Origin of the sequence: Enterobacter cloacae complex sp. Mu1197 (genome assembly GCF_040059225.1) — a bacterium.
In the GTDB taxonomy this organism is placed as follows: Bacteria; Pseudomonadota; Gammaproteobacteria; order Enterobacterales; family Enterobacteriaceae; genus Enterobacter; species Enterobacter quasiroggenkampii.
This window is the reverse complement of record NZ_CP157375.1, coordinates 1,998,666-2,017,122: the sequence shown is the minus strand read 5'-3', so window position 1 is coordinate 2,017,122 and position 18,457 is coordinate 1,998,666. Positions and strand designations below refer to the sequence as shown.

Genomic DNA, 18,457 nt, shown 5'->3' with positions numbered 1-18,457 from the left:
ACCGGGCGTTTTTGGTGAACAGGAGATTCAAATGATTTTACGTGTACTGGGCGTTTCGCTGATTGGTTTAACTCTGGCTGGCTGTGTGAATGACAGTTCACTTTCTGGCGACGTTTACAGCGCTTCTGAAGCGAAACAGGTTCAGAACGTGACTTACGGTACCGTTGTTAACGCACGCCCTGTACAGATTCAGGGTGGTGATGAAAACAACGTGATGGGCGCAATCGGCGGTGCCGTTCTGGGTGGTTTCCTGGGTAATACCGTCGGCGGTGGTACGGGTCGCTCTCTGGCGACAGCCGCAGGTGCCGTTGCGGGTGGCGTAGCCGGCCAGGGCGTTCAGGGTGCGATGAACAAAACGCAGGGCGTAGAACTGGAAATTCGTAAAGACGACGGCAGCACAATCATGGTTGTTCAGAAACAGGGCAGCACCCGCTTCTCTGCAGGCCAGCGCGTTGTACTGGCGAGCAATGGAAGCCAGGTGACCGTTTCTCCACGTTAATTAAAAGTGGATGTGGTCTTCGGGCCACATCCATTTACAATATATATCACTTTCACAAATATAATTACAAAATACATTCACACCATCCATTATTAATCACCCCTTATATTGTTTCTGCGCAAAGTATTTATTGCACTAATTGATTAGACTCTTCGCAATCACTTTCTCTTTATTCATTATAATTTGTAAAAATTCTATGCTTGCGAATCGTCGTGCTCTAACGAGCCGTTATATCGCGTTCTGTCTCGGTTGCCTTGTTGTTATCGGGATATTGCACGCGCTGTTTTTAAAACTCGTTGAATGGGTTCCGTCCTTTTCACCGCTTTTATTCCCTACGCTCACCATTTTTCTTCTGGTGTTTCACCTGTTTATTGCCTGCTTTATGGCGATGAAATACGGGTGTGACAAAAGACGACTGTATCTGGTCGCAATCGCCTTTGCCTTTGCCGGATCCGCATTGCTGATGGTCGGAACGCTGACCAGCTTCCCCGCCTGGCTGGATCTCTATCAGTTCAACGTCGTGAACTACAACGATGCGATGATCTACTATATGTTCCGCCACTTTTTAATGGCGGTGCTGTTCATCGTGGCGGCAATACTCTATCCCATGCGCAAATACCCTCTTTCACGGCTGGCGCATATCTCAATTGTGAGCGGGGCGTCTCTTTTTACCGCCTGTGCCGTGGGACTGGCCTGGATATATTCCAGCCACTCGCCCTTGTTATCGATTGACCTGGTTGATAATGAAACCCGGCAGTTTATGGTCCTCTGGAGCCATTGCATTAATATCTCTTTAATTGTTTTCTGGGTGATAACATTAGTAGCGCTGATGTTTGTCACGCGCGTGCGCAATTTATTCTGGGTAGGCGGAAATTTTCTGTGCGTTTGCTATATCGTCACGCTTTCAATGCTGTTAGCGGGTGGACATGCCGAAGATATCTCCTGGTACCGCGCCCGGTTATTTGAAACTGTCGCCACGCTGCTGATTATTTTTGTTCTGCTTTACGATGTCTTCAGACTGTATCGCGACTCGCACGTAAAATATCAGCAGTCCTATCAGAACTCGATCCGCGATCCGCTCACGCGCCTTTATAACCGCAGCTATTTTTATGAATCGTTAAACCAGGCGCTGGATATCGCCAGACCTAACCGCCCCGTTTCCGTCATTGTCAGCGATCTCGATCGCTTCAAGCGCATTAACGACACCTACGGGCATCTCCAGGGCGATAAAGTCCTGCAGTTTGTCGCCAACCTGCTGATGGATTCCGTGCGCCCGCAGGACATCGCGGCCCGTATCGGCGGCGAGGAGTTTGTGCTGATGCTGGCCAACACGTCGTCAGACTCCGCGTACCAGGTGGCCGAACGCATACGTCTGAAGCTAAGCAGCTTTGATAAAACCAGCAGCGGCGGTCAGTTGCCGGAGCCCATCACCATCAGTATGGGGGTGTTTACGGCAACGTCATCAACGATAACCGCAGAAGCGTGCGTGGAAAGTGCCGACAAGGCGATGTATGAAGCGAAAGAGACGGGTCGTAATCGTGTGGTCGTCTTTAAGTAAAAAAAGGCCTTGCTGGTGCAAGGCCTTCGTGTTTATCAGTCGCGAGACTGCAGCTCATGGATATTTTGCTCAAGGCGAGCAATGAGGCTGATGAGCATTTCCAGCTCCGCCGGTGAAACGCCTGAGAGGATTTCACCGCGCGTTTTGGTGATGACGGCTTCCATTTCGGTGATGATAGGCGCCGCTTTCTCAGTGAGTTTAATCCGCTTAGCACGACGATCGCTGGCGCAGGTTTGTCGGGAGATCAACCCCTTCTCTTCCAGCTGATCAAGCGTGCGCACCAGCGACGGTTGCTCAATGCCTATCGCTTTTGCCAGCTGAATTTGTGACTGATCGGGCGGAAGCTGATGAATGTTGTGCAGCGTGACCCAATGCGTCTGTGTTAATTCCAGAGGTTTCAGGCGATGGTCAATCAGAGCACGCCAGACGCGTACCAACCTTGCCAGATCAGAACCTAATGGCGATTCCAATTTCATCTCCTTATAATTAGCTTGCTAAGTTATTATACTGATTTTAGAATAGTGTGCAGCATTTGTATTGCCAAAACAAATGCAATACTGCATTCATCGAACTTAAAAGTATGACTTACACTGAATTGTGATGCTTCATCATACTAAGACAAGCCAACGCGGCATTCTGTTCACTGCAAAGGATTTCTGCCCGTGACGTTTTTTCATCGCTCAGAGGGGTTACCCCTTCAGGATCTGATCTTCGGTGCGTCAGTCTACTTTCCTCCCCTGTTTAAGGCCGTGCTGGTGGGCTTTATTCTCTGGCTCATCGCGCATCGTCTGCTTCGCGACTGGATGTACTCCGGCGAAATCTGGCATCCCATGCTGATGGATCTTTCCCTGTTTGCCCTCTCCGTATGTCTGGGCCTTGCTGTCTTGATGGTGTGGTGACTATGCCTCTGAAAACGCTGAAGTACTTTTCCACCCTCTTTGTTCTTGCCCTCGCGCTGGTTGCAGGCTGGTGGATGTGGAATTTTTATATGCAGTCCCCCTGGACCCGTGACGGCAAAATTCGCGCTGAACAGGTCAGCATCACCCCTCAGGTGTCGGGAAGCATCACGACGCTGCTCGTTAAAGATAACCAGTACGTCAAAAAGGGTGAGGTACTCTTCCGGATCGACGATACCCCGTACCACATCGCGATTCTGAACGCCGAGGCGCAGCTGGCAAAAGCCCAGTCAGACTTAGCGAAAGCGAATAACGAGGCCAACCGCCGCCGGCATTTATCGCAAAATTACATCTCAGCGGAAGATTTAGACACCGCCAACATCAACGTGAAGGCCATGCAGGCGAGCGTCAACGTGGCCGAAGCCACGCTGAAGCAGGCCCAGTGGGAGCTGACCCAAACGGTGATTACCGCGCCGGTTGACGGGTGGGTAACCAACCTTTCCGCTCGCGTGGGGAATTATGCCACCACGGGCCAACCCGTTTTTGCCCTCGTCGACAGCCACTCCTTCTACGTGGTGGGCTATTTTGAAGAGACCAAGCTTCGCCATATTCGCGAGGGATCGCCCGCCGCCATTACGCTTTACAGTGGCTCGCAGAAGTTACAGGGTCACGTATCCAGCATTGGCCGCGCCATTTACGATCAAAGCGTCGAAACGGATTCCGGCCTGGTGCCGGACATCAAGCCGAACGTGCCCTGGGTGCGTCTCGCTCAGCGCGTGCCCGTTCGCGTGGAGTTTGACCATTTACCGCAGGACATCACGCTGGTCTCCGGCACCACCTGTACTGTCTCCATCGGAAACCGGTAATGAAGCTGCCGGCACTCTCCTGGCAAAACACGCCGTGGATCAAAGCGACGCGCCCTCAGTGGCGCTACGCGCTGCGTAACGGCATTGCCATGTGTCTGGCGCTGACCGTCGCCTATTACCTGAACCTGGATGAACCCTACTGGGCGATGACGTCTGCCGCGGTGGTGAGTTTTCCTACGGTCGGCGGGGTGATCAGTAAGAGCCTTGGGCGCATCGCCGGCAGCCTGCTGGGGGCCACGGCGGCGTTAATTATTGCCGGCCATACGCTGAACGATCCGTGGATGTTCCTGCTGAGCATGGCGGCGTGGCTGGGGTGCTGTACCTGGGCCTGCGCCCATTTTACCAATAACGTCGCCTACGCTTTCCAGCTGGCGGGCTACACCGCCGCCATTATCTCCTTCCCGGTCGTCAACGTGCTCGACACCACCGAGCTGTGGGATATTGCGCAGGCGCGCGTCTGTGAAGTCATTGTCGGGATCCTCAGCGGCGGCTTCATGATGATGATCCTCCCCAGCACCTCCGACGGCACCGCGCTTATCACCGCCCTCAAGACCATGCACACCCGGCTGCTTGAGCACGCGAGCCTGCTGTGGCAACCGGATACCAGCGATGAGATCCGCCTCGCGCATGAAAAGGTGATCGGACAGATCCTGACGATGAATCTGTTGCGTATTCAGGCGTTCTGGAGCCACTACCGCTTTCGTCGTCAGAACACCCTGCTAAATTATTTACTGCACCAGCAACTGCGTATGACCAGCGCCATCTCCAGCCTGCGCAGAATGCTGCTCAACTGGCCGACACCGCCGGAAAACACCCGTGCCGTCATCGAAACACTGCTCGCGGCTCTCGCGCGCCCGGATGCGGACATCTACACCGTTGCGAAGATCATCGCCCCGCTCGCCCCGGTTGATGAGTACGACTATCGCCATCGCGCCTTCTGGCAGCGTCTGAATTACTTTTGCCGACTCTACCTGCGCAGCAGCCGCTGGATTAACGCGGTTGAGAATGCCACGCCGGTCACGGAGTTCAACGTGCCCGGGAGCCCGGCTCTCGCCCGCCATACCGATTACCTGGAAGCGCTGTGGAGCGGTTTTCGCACCTTCTGCGCGCTGATGCTGGTGGGGGCGTGGAGCATCACCACGCAGTGGGAGTCCGGTACGGCGGCCCTGACGCTTGCTGCCATCAGCTGCGTGCTTTACTCCGTCGCGGCCTCGCCGTTCAACTCGCTGACGCTCCTGCTACGCACTCTGGTGCTGCTGTCGTTGTTCAGTTTTGTGGTGAAGTTTGGCCTGATGGTGCAGATAAGCGATCTGTGGCAGTTCCTGCTGTTTCTGTTTCCGCTGTTGACCACCATGCAGCTACTCAAGCTGCAAATGCCAAAACAGGCGGGCCTCTGGGGGCAGCTGATTGTCTTTATGGGCTCGTTTATCTCCGTGACCAATCCGCCGGTTTATGATTACGCCGATTTTCTTAATGACAACCTGGCGAAAATCCTTGGCGTGGGGCTGGCGTGGCTGGCTTTCGCGGTGTTGCGCCCCGGCTCCGATGCCCGCAAAAGCCGCAGGCATATCCGGGAGTTACGCCGGGGGTTTGTGGACCAGCTCAGCCGTAAACCGTATCTTCGTGAAAACGAGTATGAATCGCTGGTTTATCATCACGTGAGCCAGCTCAACAACAGCCAGGACGCGCTCTCCCGGCGCTGGCTGCTGCGCTGGGGCGTGGTGCTGTTGAACTGTTCACACGTGGTCTGGCAGCTTCGCGGGTGGGAAACACGTTCCGACCCGCTGTCGCAGGTTCGCGATGTATGCATCTCTCTGCTGCGCGATGTGATGAGCGAACGCGGTGTCCAGCAGCGACCGCTGGCAACCACGCTGAATGAACTGCAGCGGATCTGCGATACGCTTGCACGACATCATCTCCCCGCCGCCCGTGATTTGGCCTCGATAATCTGGCGGCTGCACTGCTCGCTGTCGCAGCTGGAGCAAGCACCACCGCCGGGTACCATTGGGGATCAGATCACGCCGCAGGCATAACGCGCCCCGCCGCCGCCAAGCGGTTTAGGCTGATCGGACATATTGTCGCCGCCGACATGAATCATTAGCGCTTTACCTTTTACCTCATCCAGCTTTTTCAGACGCGGCGCGACAACGGGATCGGTGGCTTTACCGTCGTTATTGACCACCAGCACGGGCAGATCGCCCAGGTGTCCCATGCCATCCGGGCCCTCATGCTTGCCAGTATGCTGGGGATCCAGGTGCCCCCCTGCCGCTTCCGCCGCTGACGCTTTACCCTCTTTTAATGCGGGCTGACAGCTGCCTTTGGCGTGAACATGAAAACCATGCTCACCGGGAGGGAGTGCTTTGAGGTTGGGAGCGAACTCCAGCCCTTTGTCGGTTTCCGTGATTTTCACCGTACCGATGGACTGACCCACACCCTGAGAGGTGACGAGATTCATTTCCACTTCGTCGCTGGCTGCCTGCGCCCCTGCGCAAACAACCAGCGCGACCATTGCCAGAGCAAAACGCTTCATATGACCTCCGCTGGTTATTTTTTGCCCCTTAAGTGTATACCAGGGGCAAAGATTTCACCGGAAAGTCACCTTCTGGCGGTTTATGGCACGTCGTAACCCAGCGCGGCTTTGCGGATGCGGAACCACTGCTGGCGGGTCATCTGCAGCTCTTCAGCGGCCAGTGCAGAACGCACGCGTTCTATTTTGCCGGAACCAATAATGGGCAGCGGTTTTGACGGCAGACGCAGGATCCAGGCGTAAACCACCTGTTCGATGCTCTCCGCGTTCAGCTCGCGGGCGATAGTGTCCAGTTCGTTGCGCAGCGGCTGGAATTCATCATCATTAAACAGGCGTCCGCCTCCCAGGCACGACCAGGCCATCGGGCGAATACGCAGCTGTTGCAGCTGGTCGAGGGTACCGTCCAGCAGCAGCGGCTGGTGTACCGGGGAGATCTCCACCTGGTTGGTGGCCAGGGTAAACGGCAGACGAGACTGAAGCAGTGCAAACTGCGCCGGGGTAAAGTTGGAAACGCCAAAGTGACGCACTTTGCCGCTCTGATGCAGGTTCAGGAAGGCTTCTGCCACCTCATCGGCATCCATGAGCGGATCCGGACGGTGGATTAACAGCAGGTCGATACGGTCGGTCGCCAGATTGACCAGCGACTGCTCAGCGCTCTTGATGATATGCGCGCTGTCGGTGATGTAATGCCCAAGGGCGTGTTCCGGTTTTGCCGTGGTGGCAATCCCGCACTTCGTGACGATCTCCATGCGGTCGCGGAGTGCCGGAACCAGCTTAAGCGCCTCGCCGAATGCGGCTTCACACTGATAGCCACCGTAAATGTCCGCATGGTCGACCGTGGTAACGCCCAGATCGATATGCTCTTCAATAAAGCTCGCCAGCTGGAGCGGGGACATATTCCAGTCCATCAGGCGCCAGTAGCCCATCACAAAACGGGAGAATTCTGGCCCCTGGGGGGCAAGGGTAATTCGCTGAACCATAACATTTTCCTCAAGGACGTGATGTCATGAGTATACGCAATTACCGTGTTAAAAAAGTGAAGGTTGCTGGGGTTCTTCGGTCTCACCGGCTTTGTTTGCGCGTATTTTGCGCAGAAGACGCTGTCGGCAGAGGCGTAGCACCTCCTGCTTTTGCGTGTCGCTAAAGTTTTGCCAGTTGAAACGCTCGTCGCGGGTACGCATGCACCCGCGGCAATATCCGCGTTCATCCACCTGACAAATCCCCCGGCACGGGCTCTGGATGGGGAAAAACTCCAGCTGCTCTGCCACACTCACCTCCGGATAACCACTCTCACCTACAGTGAAGACGCTAAACGCGCCACGTGCAAGGCCTATACCACAGATTTGTGGCATTAAGGTTTCACTAATCTTCCCACTTTATACTCGGCCCATCATGACAATGACAGGTTTACCGATCGATGTGGTTAATCAAAAAGTTACAATGTAACGACATTAAATTTACTCTGGGCTGTGCACTCTTCTTTACGCTAATCAACGGGCTGTTTATCCAGCGCAGCTGGGCCATTATTGCCCCTGCGCACCTGCACGACATCCTCTTTGCCGCGTCCGTACCGCTGGTGCTGTTTTGCGGCTGGGTGATTGTGTTTAGCCTGCTGAATATCCCCTATATCCGCAAGCCGCTGCTGGTTGTATTGACGATCGGATGCGCCGCGGCAACCTACTTTATGTACACCTACGGCGCGGTGATCGATCAGAACATGATTGTGAACGTGTTCGAAACTAACTCTCAGGAAGCGACAGCCCTGGTGACGCCGCAGATGATTCTGTGGATTGTTATTGCTGGCCTCGTGCCTTCCGTGGTGCTGGCGCTGACCCGCATTCATACCGGGAAATGGTGGTATGCCCTGCTGACGCGCGTTGCCGCGATGCTTGGCGCCCTGCTGGTGATTATCCTGATTGCCGCCGTGTTTTATAAAGATTACGCCTCGCTGTTTCGCAACAACAAAAGCATCGTCAAAATGGTGACCCCGGCCAACTATGTCAGCGCCGTGGTGAAGTACAGCAAAATGCGCTGGTTTGCCGGCGATCAAACGCTGGTACGGATTGGCGAAGATGCCCATAAAGGACCGTTGATTTCAGGTCAACAAAAGAAAACCGTTCTGGTACTGGTCGTTGGGGAAGCCTCTCGCGCGGCGAACTACTCCCTGAATGGTTACGATCGTGAAACGAACCCGGAGCTGAAAAAACAGGATGTGATTAACTTCCCGCAGGCCTCCTCATGCGGCACTGAAACCGCCGTTTCCGTTCCGTGCATGTTCTCGGGCATGACGCGTAGCAAATACGATGCCGACCTGGCGCACCATCAGGAAGGTCTGCTCGATGTGCTGAAGCATGCGGGGATCAACCTGCTCTGGCGCGACAACGACGGCGGCTGTAAAGGCGCCTGCGATCGCGTGCCGCATACCGATATGACGCAGTGGAATCTGGATCAGTTCTGCAAAGACAAATCCTGTATTGATGATGTGAATTTCTACCGTCTGGACAACGTGCTGGATGGTCTGAAGCAGGACACGGTGCTGGTTATCCACCTGATGGGCAGCCACGGTCCGGCGTACTATCGCCGTTACCCGGACACTTTCCGGAAATTCACCCCAACCTGCGACACCAATGAAATTCAGGATTGCGATCATCAGGCGCTGATGAATACCTATGACAACACCATCCTGTATACCGACAGCATGGTCAGCAAAACCATTGATGCCCTGAAAGCACGCCAGGCAAGCATGAATACCGCGCTGATTTATCTCTCGGATCACGGTGAGTCACTGGGTGAAAGCGGCATTTATCTGCACGGGACGCCGTACATGCTGGCGCCGGAGCAGCAAACGCACATTCCGTTTATGTTCTGGCTGTCACCGGACTACGCGAAAAACTTTGGCATCAATGAACAGTGTTTACGCGACCATGCAGCAAAAAATGCGGTCTCCCAGGACAATTTATTCTCAACCGTATTGGGTATGATGGACGTGAAATCAACGGTTTATCAACAGCAGCTGGATATTCTGAACGCATGTCGCCATTAAACTCGCTTGCATTAGACCGAACGGTCTATTAGAGTGCGGCCATGAGCAGAAATACTGAACACGATACCCGCGAACATCTACTGGCAACCGGCGAGCGTCTTTGCATGCATCGCGGGTTTACCGGTATGGGGTTGAGCGAGTTATTAAAAACCGCTGAGGTACCGAAGGGGTCGTTTTATCACTACTTCCGGTCCAAAGAGGCCTTTGGCGTGGCAATGCTGGAGCGTCATTACGCGGGATACCACCAGCGTCTGGCCACCCACTTTGCGTCGGGTGAAGGAAACTATCGGGATCGTGTTCTGAACTACTATCAGGAAACGCTGAACCAGTTCTGTCAGCAGGGCATTATCAGCGGATGCCTGACGGTCAAGCTGTCTGCCGAGGTGTGCGATCTTTCCGAAGATATGCGCTCGGCGATGGATAAGGGTGCCCGCGGCGTGATCGCCCTGCTGGCCCAGGCGCTGGAAAAAGGCCGCGACGAAAAAACGCTGGCCTTTTCTGGCGATCCCTTAATGCAGTCTCAGGTGCTCTACTCCCTGTGGTTAGGGGCCAACCTGCAGGCAAAAATTTCACGCAGTGCCGTGCCGCTGGAAAGCGCGCTGGCACATGTGAAAAACAGCATTACTGCGCCTGGCGTATAACGGGCGCTTTTTATTTACCTTATTACTAGTCGACTGGTCTACTCAGGAGTCTTTATGTCAGCTGAAAAACTGTTTACCCCATTGAAAGTGGGTGCCGTCACGGCGCCAAACCGCGTGTTCATGGCTCCGCTGACCCGTCTGCGCAGCATTGAGCCGGGTGACATCCCAACCCCGCTGATGGGCGAATACTATCGTCAACGCGCAAGCTCTGGCCTGATTATCACCGAAGCCACGCAGATATCTGCGCAGGCGAAGGGTTACGCCGGTGCGCCGGGCCTTCACAGCCCGGAACAGATCGCGGCATGGCAGAAAATCACCGCAGGCGTTCACGCTGAAGAGGGTCGTATTGCGGTCCAGTTGTGGCATACCGGTCGTATCTCACACAGCAGCATCCAGCCTGGCGGTCAGGCACCGGTCTCTGCGTCGGCCCTGAGCGCCAATACCCGTACTTCCCTGCGCGATGAAAACGGCAACGCGATCCGCGTGGATACCTCTATGCCTCGCGCGCTGGAGCTGGACGAAATTCCGGGGATTGTTAACGATTTCCGTCAGGCCGTGGCCAACGCCCGTGAAGCCGGTTTTGACCTGATTGAGCTGCACTCCGCGCATGGCTATCTGCTGCACCAGTTCCTGTCACCGTCGTCTAACCATCGCACCGACCAGTACGGCGGCAGCGTCGAAAACCGCGCCCGTCTGGTGCTGGAAGTGGTGGATGCGGTATGCAAGGAGTGGAGCCCGGACCGTATCGGGATCCGCGTCTCCCCAATCGGGTCTTTCCAGAACGTCGACAACGGCCCGAACGAGGAAGCGGATGCTCTGTACCTGATCGAAGAACTGGCTAAACGTGGCATCGCTTATCTGCACATGTCCGAGCCTGACTGGGCTGGCGGTAAGCCTTACACTGAAGCCTTCCGCCAGAAAGTGCGCGAGCGCTTCCACGGGGTGATCATCGGTGCAGGTGCCTATACGCCTGAGAAAGCCGAAGATCTGATTAATAAAGGGCTGATCGATGCCGTCGCGTTTGGCCGCGACTACATCGCCAACCCGGATCTGGTTGCTCGCCTGCAGAAAAAAGCGGCGCTCAACCCGCAGCGTCCGGAAAGCTTCTACGGCGGCGGCGCGGAAGGCTACACCGACTACCCTTCACTGTAATCTCGCCATTGTTCATTGATAGCGGCGACACTTCGCCGCTATACTAAAACATCGTTTCTGATCAAAAAGCTTTTTTATTCCATTGGTTAATGAGGAAATTATGCGCCTACTTCACACCATGCTGCGCGTTGGCGACCTGCAACGTTCTATCGATTTCTACACTAACGTCCTGGGCATGAAGCTGCTGCGCACCAGCGAAAACCCGGAATACAAATACTCGCTGGCGTTCGTGGGTTACGGCCCGGAAACGGATGAAGCGGTGATCGAGCTGACCTACAACTGGGGTGTTGACAGCTATGAGCTGGGCACAGCCTACGGCCATATCGCGCTGGAAGTGGATAACGCGGCCGACGCGTGCGAACGCATTCGCAAAAATGGCGGTAACGTCACGCGCGAAGCGGGCCCGGTAAAAGGCGGCACCACCGTGATTGCGTTTGTGGAAGATCCGGACGGTTACAAAATCGAGCTGATTGAAGCCAAAGACGCCGGTCGCGGTCTGGGCAACTGATCCCTCAGGGCGCAACGTGCGCCCGTAGTTTTACTGCATCACCCCGCAAAATTTGCCATAATGCGCTCTGCTTTTTCCCCATGTAAGAGACCCTGATGTCCGATAACGCTCAATTTAGCGGTCTGTGCGACCGTTTTCGTGGTTTTTATCCCGTTGTCATTGATGTAGAAACAGCCGGATTTAACGCTAAAACCGATGCGCTGCTTGAAATTGCCGCCATCACGCTGAAGATGGATGAACAGGGCTGGCTTACACCGGACACCACGCTGCATTTCCACGTTGAACCTTTCGAAGGGGCAAACTTACAGCCGGAAGCGCTGGCGTTTAACGGTATCGATCCGCATAACCCGCTGCGCGGTGCCGTCAGTGAATATGACGCGCTGCACGCCATTTTTAAAATGGTGCGTAAAGGCATGAAAGAGAGCAACTGCAGCCGCGCCATTATGGTGGCCCATAACGCCACCTTCGATCACAGCTTTACCATGGCTGCCGCGGAGCGCGCGTCGCTCAAACGCAACCCCTTCCACCCTTTTGTCACCTTCGACACCGCCGCGCTGAGCGGCCTGGCGCTGGGACAAACGGTGTTATCAAAGGCCTGTATTACAGCTGGCATTCCGTTCGACGGCACGCAGGCGCACTCCGCGTTGTATGACACGGAGCGTACCGCAGAGCTGTTCTGTGAGATCGTCAACCGCTGGAAGCGTCTGGGCGGCTGGCCGCTGCCGATGGGCGATGAGGCCGAGCGCCAATCGTAGGTCGGGTAAGCGCAGCGCCATCCGACAAAAAAAAGCGACCACATAGCAGGTCGCTTTTTTATTTCCGCAGAAAATTACTCTGCGTCCGGCTCTTCCGTTTTGTACTTCGCCGCGGTTTCTTTGATCAGCTGCTGCAGTTCACCGCGCTGATACATTTCAATCAGAATATCGCAACCGCCAACCAGTTCACCGTCTACCCACAGCTGTGGGAACGTCGGCCAGTTCGCGTACTTCGGCAGCTCAGCGCGGATGTCCGGGTTCTGCAGGATATCAACGTAAGCAAAACGCTCACCACAGGCAGACAGCGCCTGAACCGCTTGCGCGGAGAAGCCGCAGCTTGGCAGCTTTGGAGAACCTTTCATATACAGCAGAATCGGGTTTTCAGCGATCTGGCGCTGGATTTTTTCAATAGTGGTGCTCATGTCTTGCTTCCTTTAACTTCTGTTACGGCATTCGTCTGACATTGTAGCGGTTCAGACTGGCATCGGAAAATAACATTTTTGTCACGTATAGACATTTTACGCCGAGTCACGAAAAGTTGCATTGCAAATGGTGTTTACCCCTGCGGCGGCCAGGGTTTTGCTTAGGGAATGGGCAAATGTACGACAGAACGATGAATTTTTTTGCACTTGCTAACGAAACAGGATTAGAGATTGAAAAATGGTATTAACTTTCTGGCTTTTTATGGATTAGAATCGACGGGCTTTGTAAATCACACGCGGGTATTATTGATGACCTGCATTTATCAGGGGACTGCCCAGTGGCGCGGATAAATAAAATCTCGATCACGCTCTGTGCTTTACTGTTTACTTCACTCACCTTCACGCCAGTGGCAAACGCCTCTCAGCAGGCGCGGCATTCTGCTGTACAAAAAAACCATCTGGTGAAAGCCACAGAACGTAAGAAAAAAACCACCGCTAAGAACGACAAGAAAAAGACAAACACACAGACTAAAAAAACCGCTTCCAGCAAGACGAAAACCACTTCTTCCCGCACTGCCCACACCGCCAAAAGTAAAGCTTCGCAAACCGCCGCTAACCTCGTGACTGAAAAATGCATCGCGCGTAAAGGCCATAAGGCGAAATGCACCAAGGTCACCAAAATAGCGGAAGTGCATAAAGTGCGCGTCCAGAAAGCGCAAAAAACCGCAATGAACAAGCTGATGGGGCAGATTGGCAAACCTTATCACTGGGGCGGGACTTCACCGCGTACCGGTTTTGACTGCAGCGGCCTCGTCTATTACGCCTATAAAGATCTGGTCAAGTTCCGCATTCCGCGCACTGCCAACGAAATGTACCACCTGCGCGACGCGTCCCCGGTCAACCGTGGAGAGCTGGAGAACGGCGATCTGGTCTTCTTCCGCACGCAGGGCCGCGGGACAGCTGACCACGTTGGCGTCTATGTCGGCAACGGAAAATTCATCCAGTCACCGCGTAGCGGCCAGGATATTCAGATCACCTCTCTCAGTGAAGACTACTGGGTACGCCATTACGTTGGCGCACGCCGCGTGATGACGCCGAAAACCATTCGCTAACCCCTGCCCTGCCACCCCCGTGGCAGGGTAAGTTCCTCTTTTGCATACCCTTTCAATTTGCTATCCTGTCCTTGTTGTCTGTGTGGTTATTGACAACACAAAATACAATAAGGAGAGAAGCAATGTCGTTCGAATTACCTGCACTACCGTATGCAAAAGACGCCCTGGCCCCGCACATTTCTGCGGAAACCCTGGAATATCACTACGGCAAGCATCACCAGACGTACGTCACCAACCTGAACAACCTGATCAAGGGCACCGATTTTGAAGGCAAAACGCTGGAAGAGATCGTGCGCAGTTCTGAGGGTGGCGTATTCAACAACGCCGCTCAGGTGTGGAACCACACCTTCTACTGGCACTGCCTGGCGCCAAACGCCGGTGGCGAACCTGTCGGTGAACTGGCTACCGCCATCAACGCCGCCTTTGGCAGCTTCGCGGATTTCAAAGCGAAGTTCACCGATGCCGCCATCAAGAACTTCGGTTCAGGCTGGACGTGGCTGGTCAAAGAGGCGGATGGCAAACTGGCTATCGTGTCCACCTCTAACGCGGGCACCCCGCTGACCACCAGCGCGAAGCCGCTGATGACCGTGGACGTATGGGAACACGCTTACTACATCGATTACCGTAACGCGCGCCCTAACTACCTGGAGCACTTCTGGGCACTGGTTAACTGGGACTTTGTGGCGAAGAACTTCGCCGCGTAAGAGACACGCAGAAGGGTTCGCCCTTCTGCGTTTTTGGTTTATTCCGCAGCGCAGGCTGCTTCTGGCTGTTTACGACCCGATATCATCACCAGCAGCAGGCCGAGCGCGGCAATAATCGCCCCCATCACCGGCACAAAACTGTACCCCAGCCCACCAGAAATCACGGCCCCACCGGCCGCCGCACCGAGCGCATTGCCCAGGTTAAAGGCACCAATATTGACCGAGGATGAGAGGCCCGGCGCTTCATGCGCGACGCGCATCACGCGCATCTGCAGCGGTGGCACCACAGCGAACGTTGCAGCCCCCCAGACGACCATTGCCACCGCGGCGCCAAACTCGTTACGCGCCAGCCACGGAATGGCGATCATGATAACAATCAGCAATGTTAAGAACCCCTTCAGCGTTCCGCTCACCGAACGGTCGGCAAATTTCCCGCCGAGATAGTTGCCAATCGAGAAGCCCACGCCAATCAGCACCAGCATCGCGGTCACAAAGAGAGGCGTTGCGTGGGTGATGTCATGCAGCACTGGTGAAATATAGGTGTAGAGGGTAAACATCGCCCCTGCCCCCAGCACGGTGGTCAGCAGCGCAGAGAGCACCTGCGGGCGCACCAGCACCGACAGCTCTCTGCGTACGTCAGGGCGTTCACCCGCGCTGCCTTTTGGCAGGGAGAAGAACAACGCCACCATCGCGACTACGCCCAGTCCGGCCGTCGCCAGGAAGGACATCCTCCAGCCAATGACCTCGCCCAGCCAGGTTGCCGCAGGAACGCCGCCGATGTTAGCAATGGTCAGGCCCATAAACATGGTGGCCACGGCGCTGGCCTGCTTATGTTTTGGCACCACACTTGCCGCCACAACCGACCCCAGCCCAAAGAACGCGCCGTGGTTGAGGCTGGTCAGAATACGCGACAGCATCAGCGTGGTGTAGTCCGGCGAAATGGCCGAAAGCACGTTACCGAGGGTGAAAATCGCCATCAGGAAAATGAGCGCATTGCGGCGCGCGCGGTGCGAAAGGAGAAGCGTCATCAGCGGCGCCCCCACCATCACGCCGATAGCGTAGGCGCTGATTAACATGCCTGCCGCAGGGATCGAGACGTCCACGCCGCGGGCGATGACGGGCAGTAACCCCATCGGGGAGAATTCAGTGGTGCCAATCCCAAAAGCGCCAATCGCCAGGGCCAGCAGGGGAAAATTGATTTTCATGCGTCAACTCCGGATGCCGTGTCATGTGGTGACACAGAACAAAGAAGCGGAAAGCATGACATCAATCACAAAAAATGAGAAGTTAACAAAATGGCAAAAGATTTTTGCCTTAGGAGTAACAATCGGGGTGAGCGGGAGGGAGAAGGCTCTCCCTCCGCGTAAATCAGTGCAGCGCGGCCGTCAGACCCGCCGCGACAATCAGAGCCAGCACAACAACGGTGGTGAACAGCGAAAACTTCAGATCGGAACTCATCAATTTTTCTCCTTTTAATCCCCCCACGAAAAGTGAGCCTGCTCATTTTTGCATAATTTACGTCAAAAATCTTCCTGGATTTAGGCTGATAAACACTTTACCTCTTCCCCTTTTCATCAAGATAGGACAAAATTCCACGCTAAATTTATTAGCGTACCGGCCATTGACCCCCTCCTGACGTCCCGTGTCGTTTTCCCGGCGTGCCGCAATTCAAGATTGCGTGATAAGGGTGAGAGAAGGCAAACGTTTACCTTCAAGTTTTTCAGGAGTTTAGGATATGGTCTGGAGTGACATTTAATGGCAACAATTAAAGACGTAGCAAAACGCGCAAACGTTTCCACTACAACCGTATCACATGTAATTAACAAAACCCGCTTCGTGGCGGAAGAGACGCGCAACGCCGTCTGGGCAGCGATCAAAGAGCTGCACTATTCGCCAAGTGCGGTTGCGCGCAGCCTCAAGGTTAATCACACCAAATCCATTGGATTGCTGGCCACCAGCAGTGAAGCGGCCTATTTTGCCGAGATCATTGAAGCGGTAGAGAAGAACTGCTTCCAGAAAGGCTATACCCTGATTCTGGGCAACGCATGGAACAGCATAGAAAAACAGCGTGCCTACCTGTCGATGATGGCGCAGAAGCGCGTGGATGGCCTGCTGGTGATGTGTTCCGAGTACCCGGAATCCGTGCTGTCGATGCTCGAAGAGTATCGCCATATCCCCATGGTGGTCATGGACTGGGGTGAAGCGCGCGCGGACTTCACCGACTCCGTTATCGACAACGCCTTTGAAGGCGGTTACATGGCGGGTCGTTACCTGATCGAACGCGGTCACCGCGAGATTGGCGTGATCCCGGGTCCGCTGGAGCGTAACACCGGCGCGGGCCGTCTGGCCGGTTTTATGAAAGCGATGGAAGAAGCGCTGATCACCGTGCCGGAAAACTGGATCGTGCAGGGCGACTTTGAGCCGGAATCAGGCTACCGCGCAATGCAGCAGATCGTTTCCCAGCCGCACCGCCCGACCGCCGTTTTCTGCGGGGGTGACATCATGGCCATGGGTGCGCTCTGCGCCGCCGATGAGCTGGGTCTGCGCGTACCGCAGGATATTTCCGTGATCGGGTATGACAACGTGCGTAACGCGCGCTTCTTCACCCCGGCGCTGACAACCATTCACCAGCCAAAAGATTCGCTGGGCGAAACGGCCTTCAATATGCTGTTGGACAGAATCGTCAACAAACGCGAAGAGTCGCAGTCCATTGAAGTTCACCCGCGTCTGATTGAACGCCGTTCCGTTGCGGATGGTCCGTTCCGCGACTACCGTCGTTAATCCCTTGACGGGGCCAGCTACGCTGGCTCCCGTAACCATTCCCGGTTTAGCGTTTCGCTGTCTCCCAGATAATCCAGCAGCCAGGCCATGGCGGGCGAGACATCATTTTGTTGCCAGGTCAGGCAGCAGGCCGCGTCCGGGAACGGATTCTCCAGCGTCAGTTCAACCCATTCTCCGGTATCGATGCGCGGACGCGCAAAATGAACGGGCACCATCGCGACGCACAGCCCGGCGCTGAGGCACGTCGCCGACGATTCCCAGTCAGGGGCCACCACCCGCCGCTGGTTGTCCAGAAGCCAGGTGATACGCTTGGGCAGTGAACGGGACGTATCCTCCAGCACCAGCGAGGGCCAGTTACGCAGCGTATCGTCGCTCAGCGGCCCGTCCATTGCCGCCAGGGGATGATCGCGTGCCACCACGCATTTCCAGCTCAGCATCCCCATGTCGCGAAAGGCGTAACGTCCCCCAACCGGGATCGCCTGCGTCGCGCCAATCGCCATCTCCGCCCTGCCGTCCGCCAGCGCATCCCACACCCCGTTGAACACCTCCTGCGAGACCCGCAGCTCAACGTCAGAGAAATGACGATAGAAATCCACGATCATCTGCCGGGTGCGTTCCGGCTTCACGATGTTATCCACCGCGATGGCGAGATGTCCCCGCCAGCCGTTGGCGATCTGCTGACACTGTTCGCGGGTGATCTGCATTTTTTTGATAACAGAACGCCCTTCCTTCAAAAACCACGCGCCTGCCGGCGTTAATTCCACGTCGCGATGCCGCCGCTCAAACAGCGGAACCGCCAGCCACTCCTCAAGCTGACGCACCGTGTAGCTGATGGCCGAAGGGACGCGGTGCAACTCCTGCGCTGCACCGCTAAAGCTGCCGTTACGCGCAACAGCATCGACCACTTCAAGAGAATAATCTGACCACATTTTCTGCCTGCAAAAAATTTGAATGCACCCGCCAAATATTAGCGTTTCACAAGCCGCTTTGCAC

Annotated in this window: 21 protein-coding genes; 13 read left to right on the top strand and 8 right to left on the bottom strand. The window is 55.3% G+C overall.

Annotated elements, in window-relative coordinates:
• Positions 1–31: 31 nt before the first annotated feature.
• Positions 32–499: an outer membrane lipoprotein SlyB gene (slyB, locus tag ABFV38_RS09605; RefSeq protein ID WP_008500578.1), complete on the top strand. Its 468-nt coding sequence runs from the start codon at positions 32–34 to the stop codon at positions 497–499.
• A 196-nt stretch (positions 500–695) separates the two neighbouring features.
• Entirely contained in the window at positions 696–2,057 is a 1,362-nt protein-coding gene (locus ABFV38_RS09600) for a GGDEF domain-containing protein (protein WP_063621460.1), read from the top strand.
• A gap of 35 nt (positions 2,058–2,092) precedes the next feature.
• Here the strand turns inward: ABFV38_RS09600 and slyA are convergent, their stop codons facing one another.
• Positions 2,093–2,533: a transcriptional regulator SlyA gene (gene slyA, locus ABFV38_RS09595; RefSeq protein ID WP_021241135.1), complete on the bottom strand. Its 441-nt coding sequence runs from the start codon at positions 2,531–2,533 to the stop codon at positions 2,093–2,095.
• Positions 2,534–2,719: 186 nt separating this feature from the next.
• Between slyA and ABFV38_RS09590 the strand changes: the two genes are divergently transcribed.
• From ABFV38_RS09590 to ABFV38_RS09580, 3 genes are read left to right on the top strand one after another with little or no spacing between them, the layout of a single operon-like run.
• Entirely contained in the window at positions 2,720–2,956 is a 237-nt protein-coding gene (locus ABFV38_RS09590; RefSeq protein ID WP_024909360.1) for a DUF1656 domain-containing protein, read from the top strand.
• A 2-nt stretch (positions 2,957–2,958) separates the two neighbouring features.
• A complete protein-coding gene (locus tag ABFV38_RS09585; RefSeq protein WP_045910330.1) occupies positions 2,959–3,819 on the top strand; it encodes an HlyD family secretion protein in 861 nt (286 codons plus the stop codon).
• On the top strand, positions 3,819–5,852 hold the full coding sequence (locus tag ABFV38_RS09580) for an FUSC family protein (RefSeq protein ID WP_348959245.1): 2,034 nt from the start codon (positions 3,819–3,821) through the stop codon (positions 5,850–5,852). Before ABFV38_RS09585 ends, ABFV38_RS09580 begins: the two co-directional genes overlap by 1 nt.
• Here ABFV38_RS09580 and sodC read toward each other — a convergent pair.
• From sodC to ABFV38_RS09565, 3 genes are all read right to left on the bottom strand, one after another.
• The gene (sodC, locus tag ABFV38_RS09575; protein WP_048030739.1) at positions 5,831–6,349 is read right to left on the bottom strand and encodes a superoxide dismutase [Cu-Zn] SodC; all 519 of its coding nucleotides are present in this window, start codon (positions 6,347–6,349) and stop codon (positions 5,831–5,833) included. The genes ABFV38_RS09580 and sodC overlap by 22 nt on opposite strands.
• A gap of 80 nt (positions 6,350–6,429) precedes the next feature.
• Positions 6,430–7,326: an aldo/keto reductase family oxidoreductase gene (locus ABFV38_RS09570; protein WP_021241132.1), complete on the bottom strand. Its 897-nt coding sequence runs from the start codon at positions 7,324–7,326 to the stop codon at positions 6,430–6,432.
• 48 nt (positions 7,327–7,374) lie between these two features.
• Positions 7,375–7,614, bottom strand: coding sequence for a DUF1289 domain-containing protein (locus tag ABFV38_RS09565; protein ID WP_008500587.1), 240 nt, complete (start codon positions 7,612–7,614; stop codon positions 7,375–7,377).
• Positions 7,615–7,763: 149 nt separating this feature from the next.
• On the opposite strand from ABFV38_RS09565, the gene eptA reads away from it, so the two are divergent.
• From eptA to rnt, 5 genes are all read left to right on the top strand, one after another.
• Positions 7,764–9,389, top strand: coding sequence for a phosphoethanolamine transferase EptA (gene eptA / locus ABFV38_RS09560; protein ID WP_196364695.1), 1,626 nt, complete (start codon positions 7,764–7,766; stop codon positions 9,387–9,389).
• Positions 9,390–9,430: 41 nt separating this feature from the next.
• Positions 9,431–10,030: a TetR/AcrR family transcriptional regulator gene (locus ABFV38_RS09555; RefSeq protein ID WP_045910326.1), complete on the top strand. Its 600-nt coding sequence runs from the start codon at positions 9,431–9,433 to the stop codon at positions 10,028–10,030.
• A gap of 54 nt (positions 10,031–10,084) precedes the next feature.
• A complete protein-coding gene (locus ABFV38_RS09550; protein WP_039023853.1) occupies positions 10,085–11,182 on the top strand; it encodes an alkene reductase in 1,098 nt (365 codons plus the stop codon).
• Positions 11,183–11,282: 100 nt separating this feature from the next.
• On the top strand, positions 11,283–11,690 hold the full coding sequence (gloA, locus tag ABFV38_RS09545) for a lactoylglutathione lyase (protein ID WP_008500591.1): 408 nt from the start codon (positions 11,283–11,285) through the stop codon (positions 11,688–11,690).
• A 95-nt stretch (positions 11,691–11,785) separates the two neighbouring features.
• Positions 11,786–12,445 carry a ribonuclease T gene (rnt, locus tag ABFV38_RS09540; protein WP_023618191.1) on the top strand — a complete coding sequence of 220 codons (660 nt, stop codon included), beginning with the start codon at positions 11,786–11,788 and terminating at the stop codon, positions 12,443–12,445.
• Positions 12,446–12,519: 74 nt separating this feature from the next.
• Here rnt and grxD read toward each other — a convergent pair whose 3' ends face one another.
• On the bottom strand, positions 12,520–12,867 hold the full coding sequence (gene grxD, locus ABFV38_RS09535; RefSeq protein WP_003832760.1) for a monothiol glutaredoxin 4: 348 nt from the start codon (positions 12,865–12,867) through the stop codon (positions 12,520–12,522).
• Between the two features lie 338 nt (positions 12,868–13,205).
• Here grxD and ABFV38_RS09530 point away from each other — a divergent pair, with 338 nt between their 5' ends.
• Together ABFV38_RS09530 and sodB are read left to right on the top strand one after the other, a co-directional pair.
• Positions 13,206–13,979: a C40 family peptidase gene (locus ABFV38_RS09530; protein ID WP_023327204.1), complete on the top strand. Its 774-nt coding sequence runs from the start codon at positions 13,206–13,208 to the stop codon at positions 13,977–13,979.
• Between the two features lie 122 nt (positions 13,980–14,101).
• Positions 14,102–14,683: a superoxide dismutase [Fe] gene (sodB, locus tag ABFV38_RS09525; RefSeq protein WP_029739795.1), complete on the top strand. Its 582-nt coding sequence runs from the start codon at positions 14,102–14,104 to the stop codon at positions 14,681–14,683.
• A 38-nt stretch (positions 14,684–14,721) separates the two neighbouring features.
• On the opposite strand, the gene ABFV38_RS09520 is transcribed toward sodB, so the two are convergent.
• Together ABFV38_RS09520 and ABFV38_RS09515 are read right to left on the bottom strand one after the other, a co-directional pair.
• Positions 14,722–15,888, bottom strand: a complete 1,167-nt coding sequence (locus ABFV38_RS09520) for an MFS transporter (RefSeq protein ID WP_348959240.1) — start codon at positions 15,886–15,888, stop codon at positions 14,722–14,724.
• A 163-nt stretch (positions 15,889–16,051) separates the two neighbouring features.
• Positions 16,052–16,141: a YnhF family membrane protein gene (locus ABFV38_RS09515; RefSeq protein WP_008500596.1), complete on the bottom strand. Its 90-nt coding sequence runs from the start codon at positions 16,139–16,141 to the stop codon at positions 16,052–16,054.
• Positions 16,142–16,438: 297 nt separating this feature from the next.
• On the opposite strand from ABFV38_RS09515, the gene purR reads away from it, so the two are divergent.
• Positions 16,439–17,464, top strand: coding sequence for an HTH-type transcriptional repressor PurR (gene purR / locus ABFV38_RS09510; protein ID WP_008500597.1), 1,026 nt, complete (start codon positions 16,439–16,441; stop codon positions 17,462–17,464).
• A 17-nt stretch (positions 17,465–17,481) separates the two neighbouring features.
• On the opposite strand, the gene punR is transcribed toward purR, so the two are convergent.
• Complete coding sequence (gene punR / locus ABFV38_RS09505; RefSeq protein ID WP_039266192.1) at positions 17,482–18,393, bottom strand: DNA-binding transcriptional activator PunR; 912 nt, start codon at positions 18,391–18,393, stop codon at positions 17,482–17,484.
• Positions 18,394–18,457 lie beyond the last annotated feature (64 nt).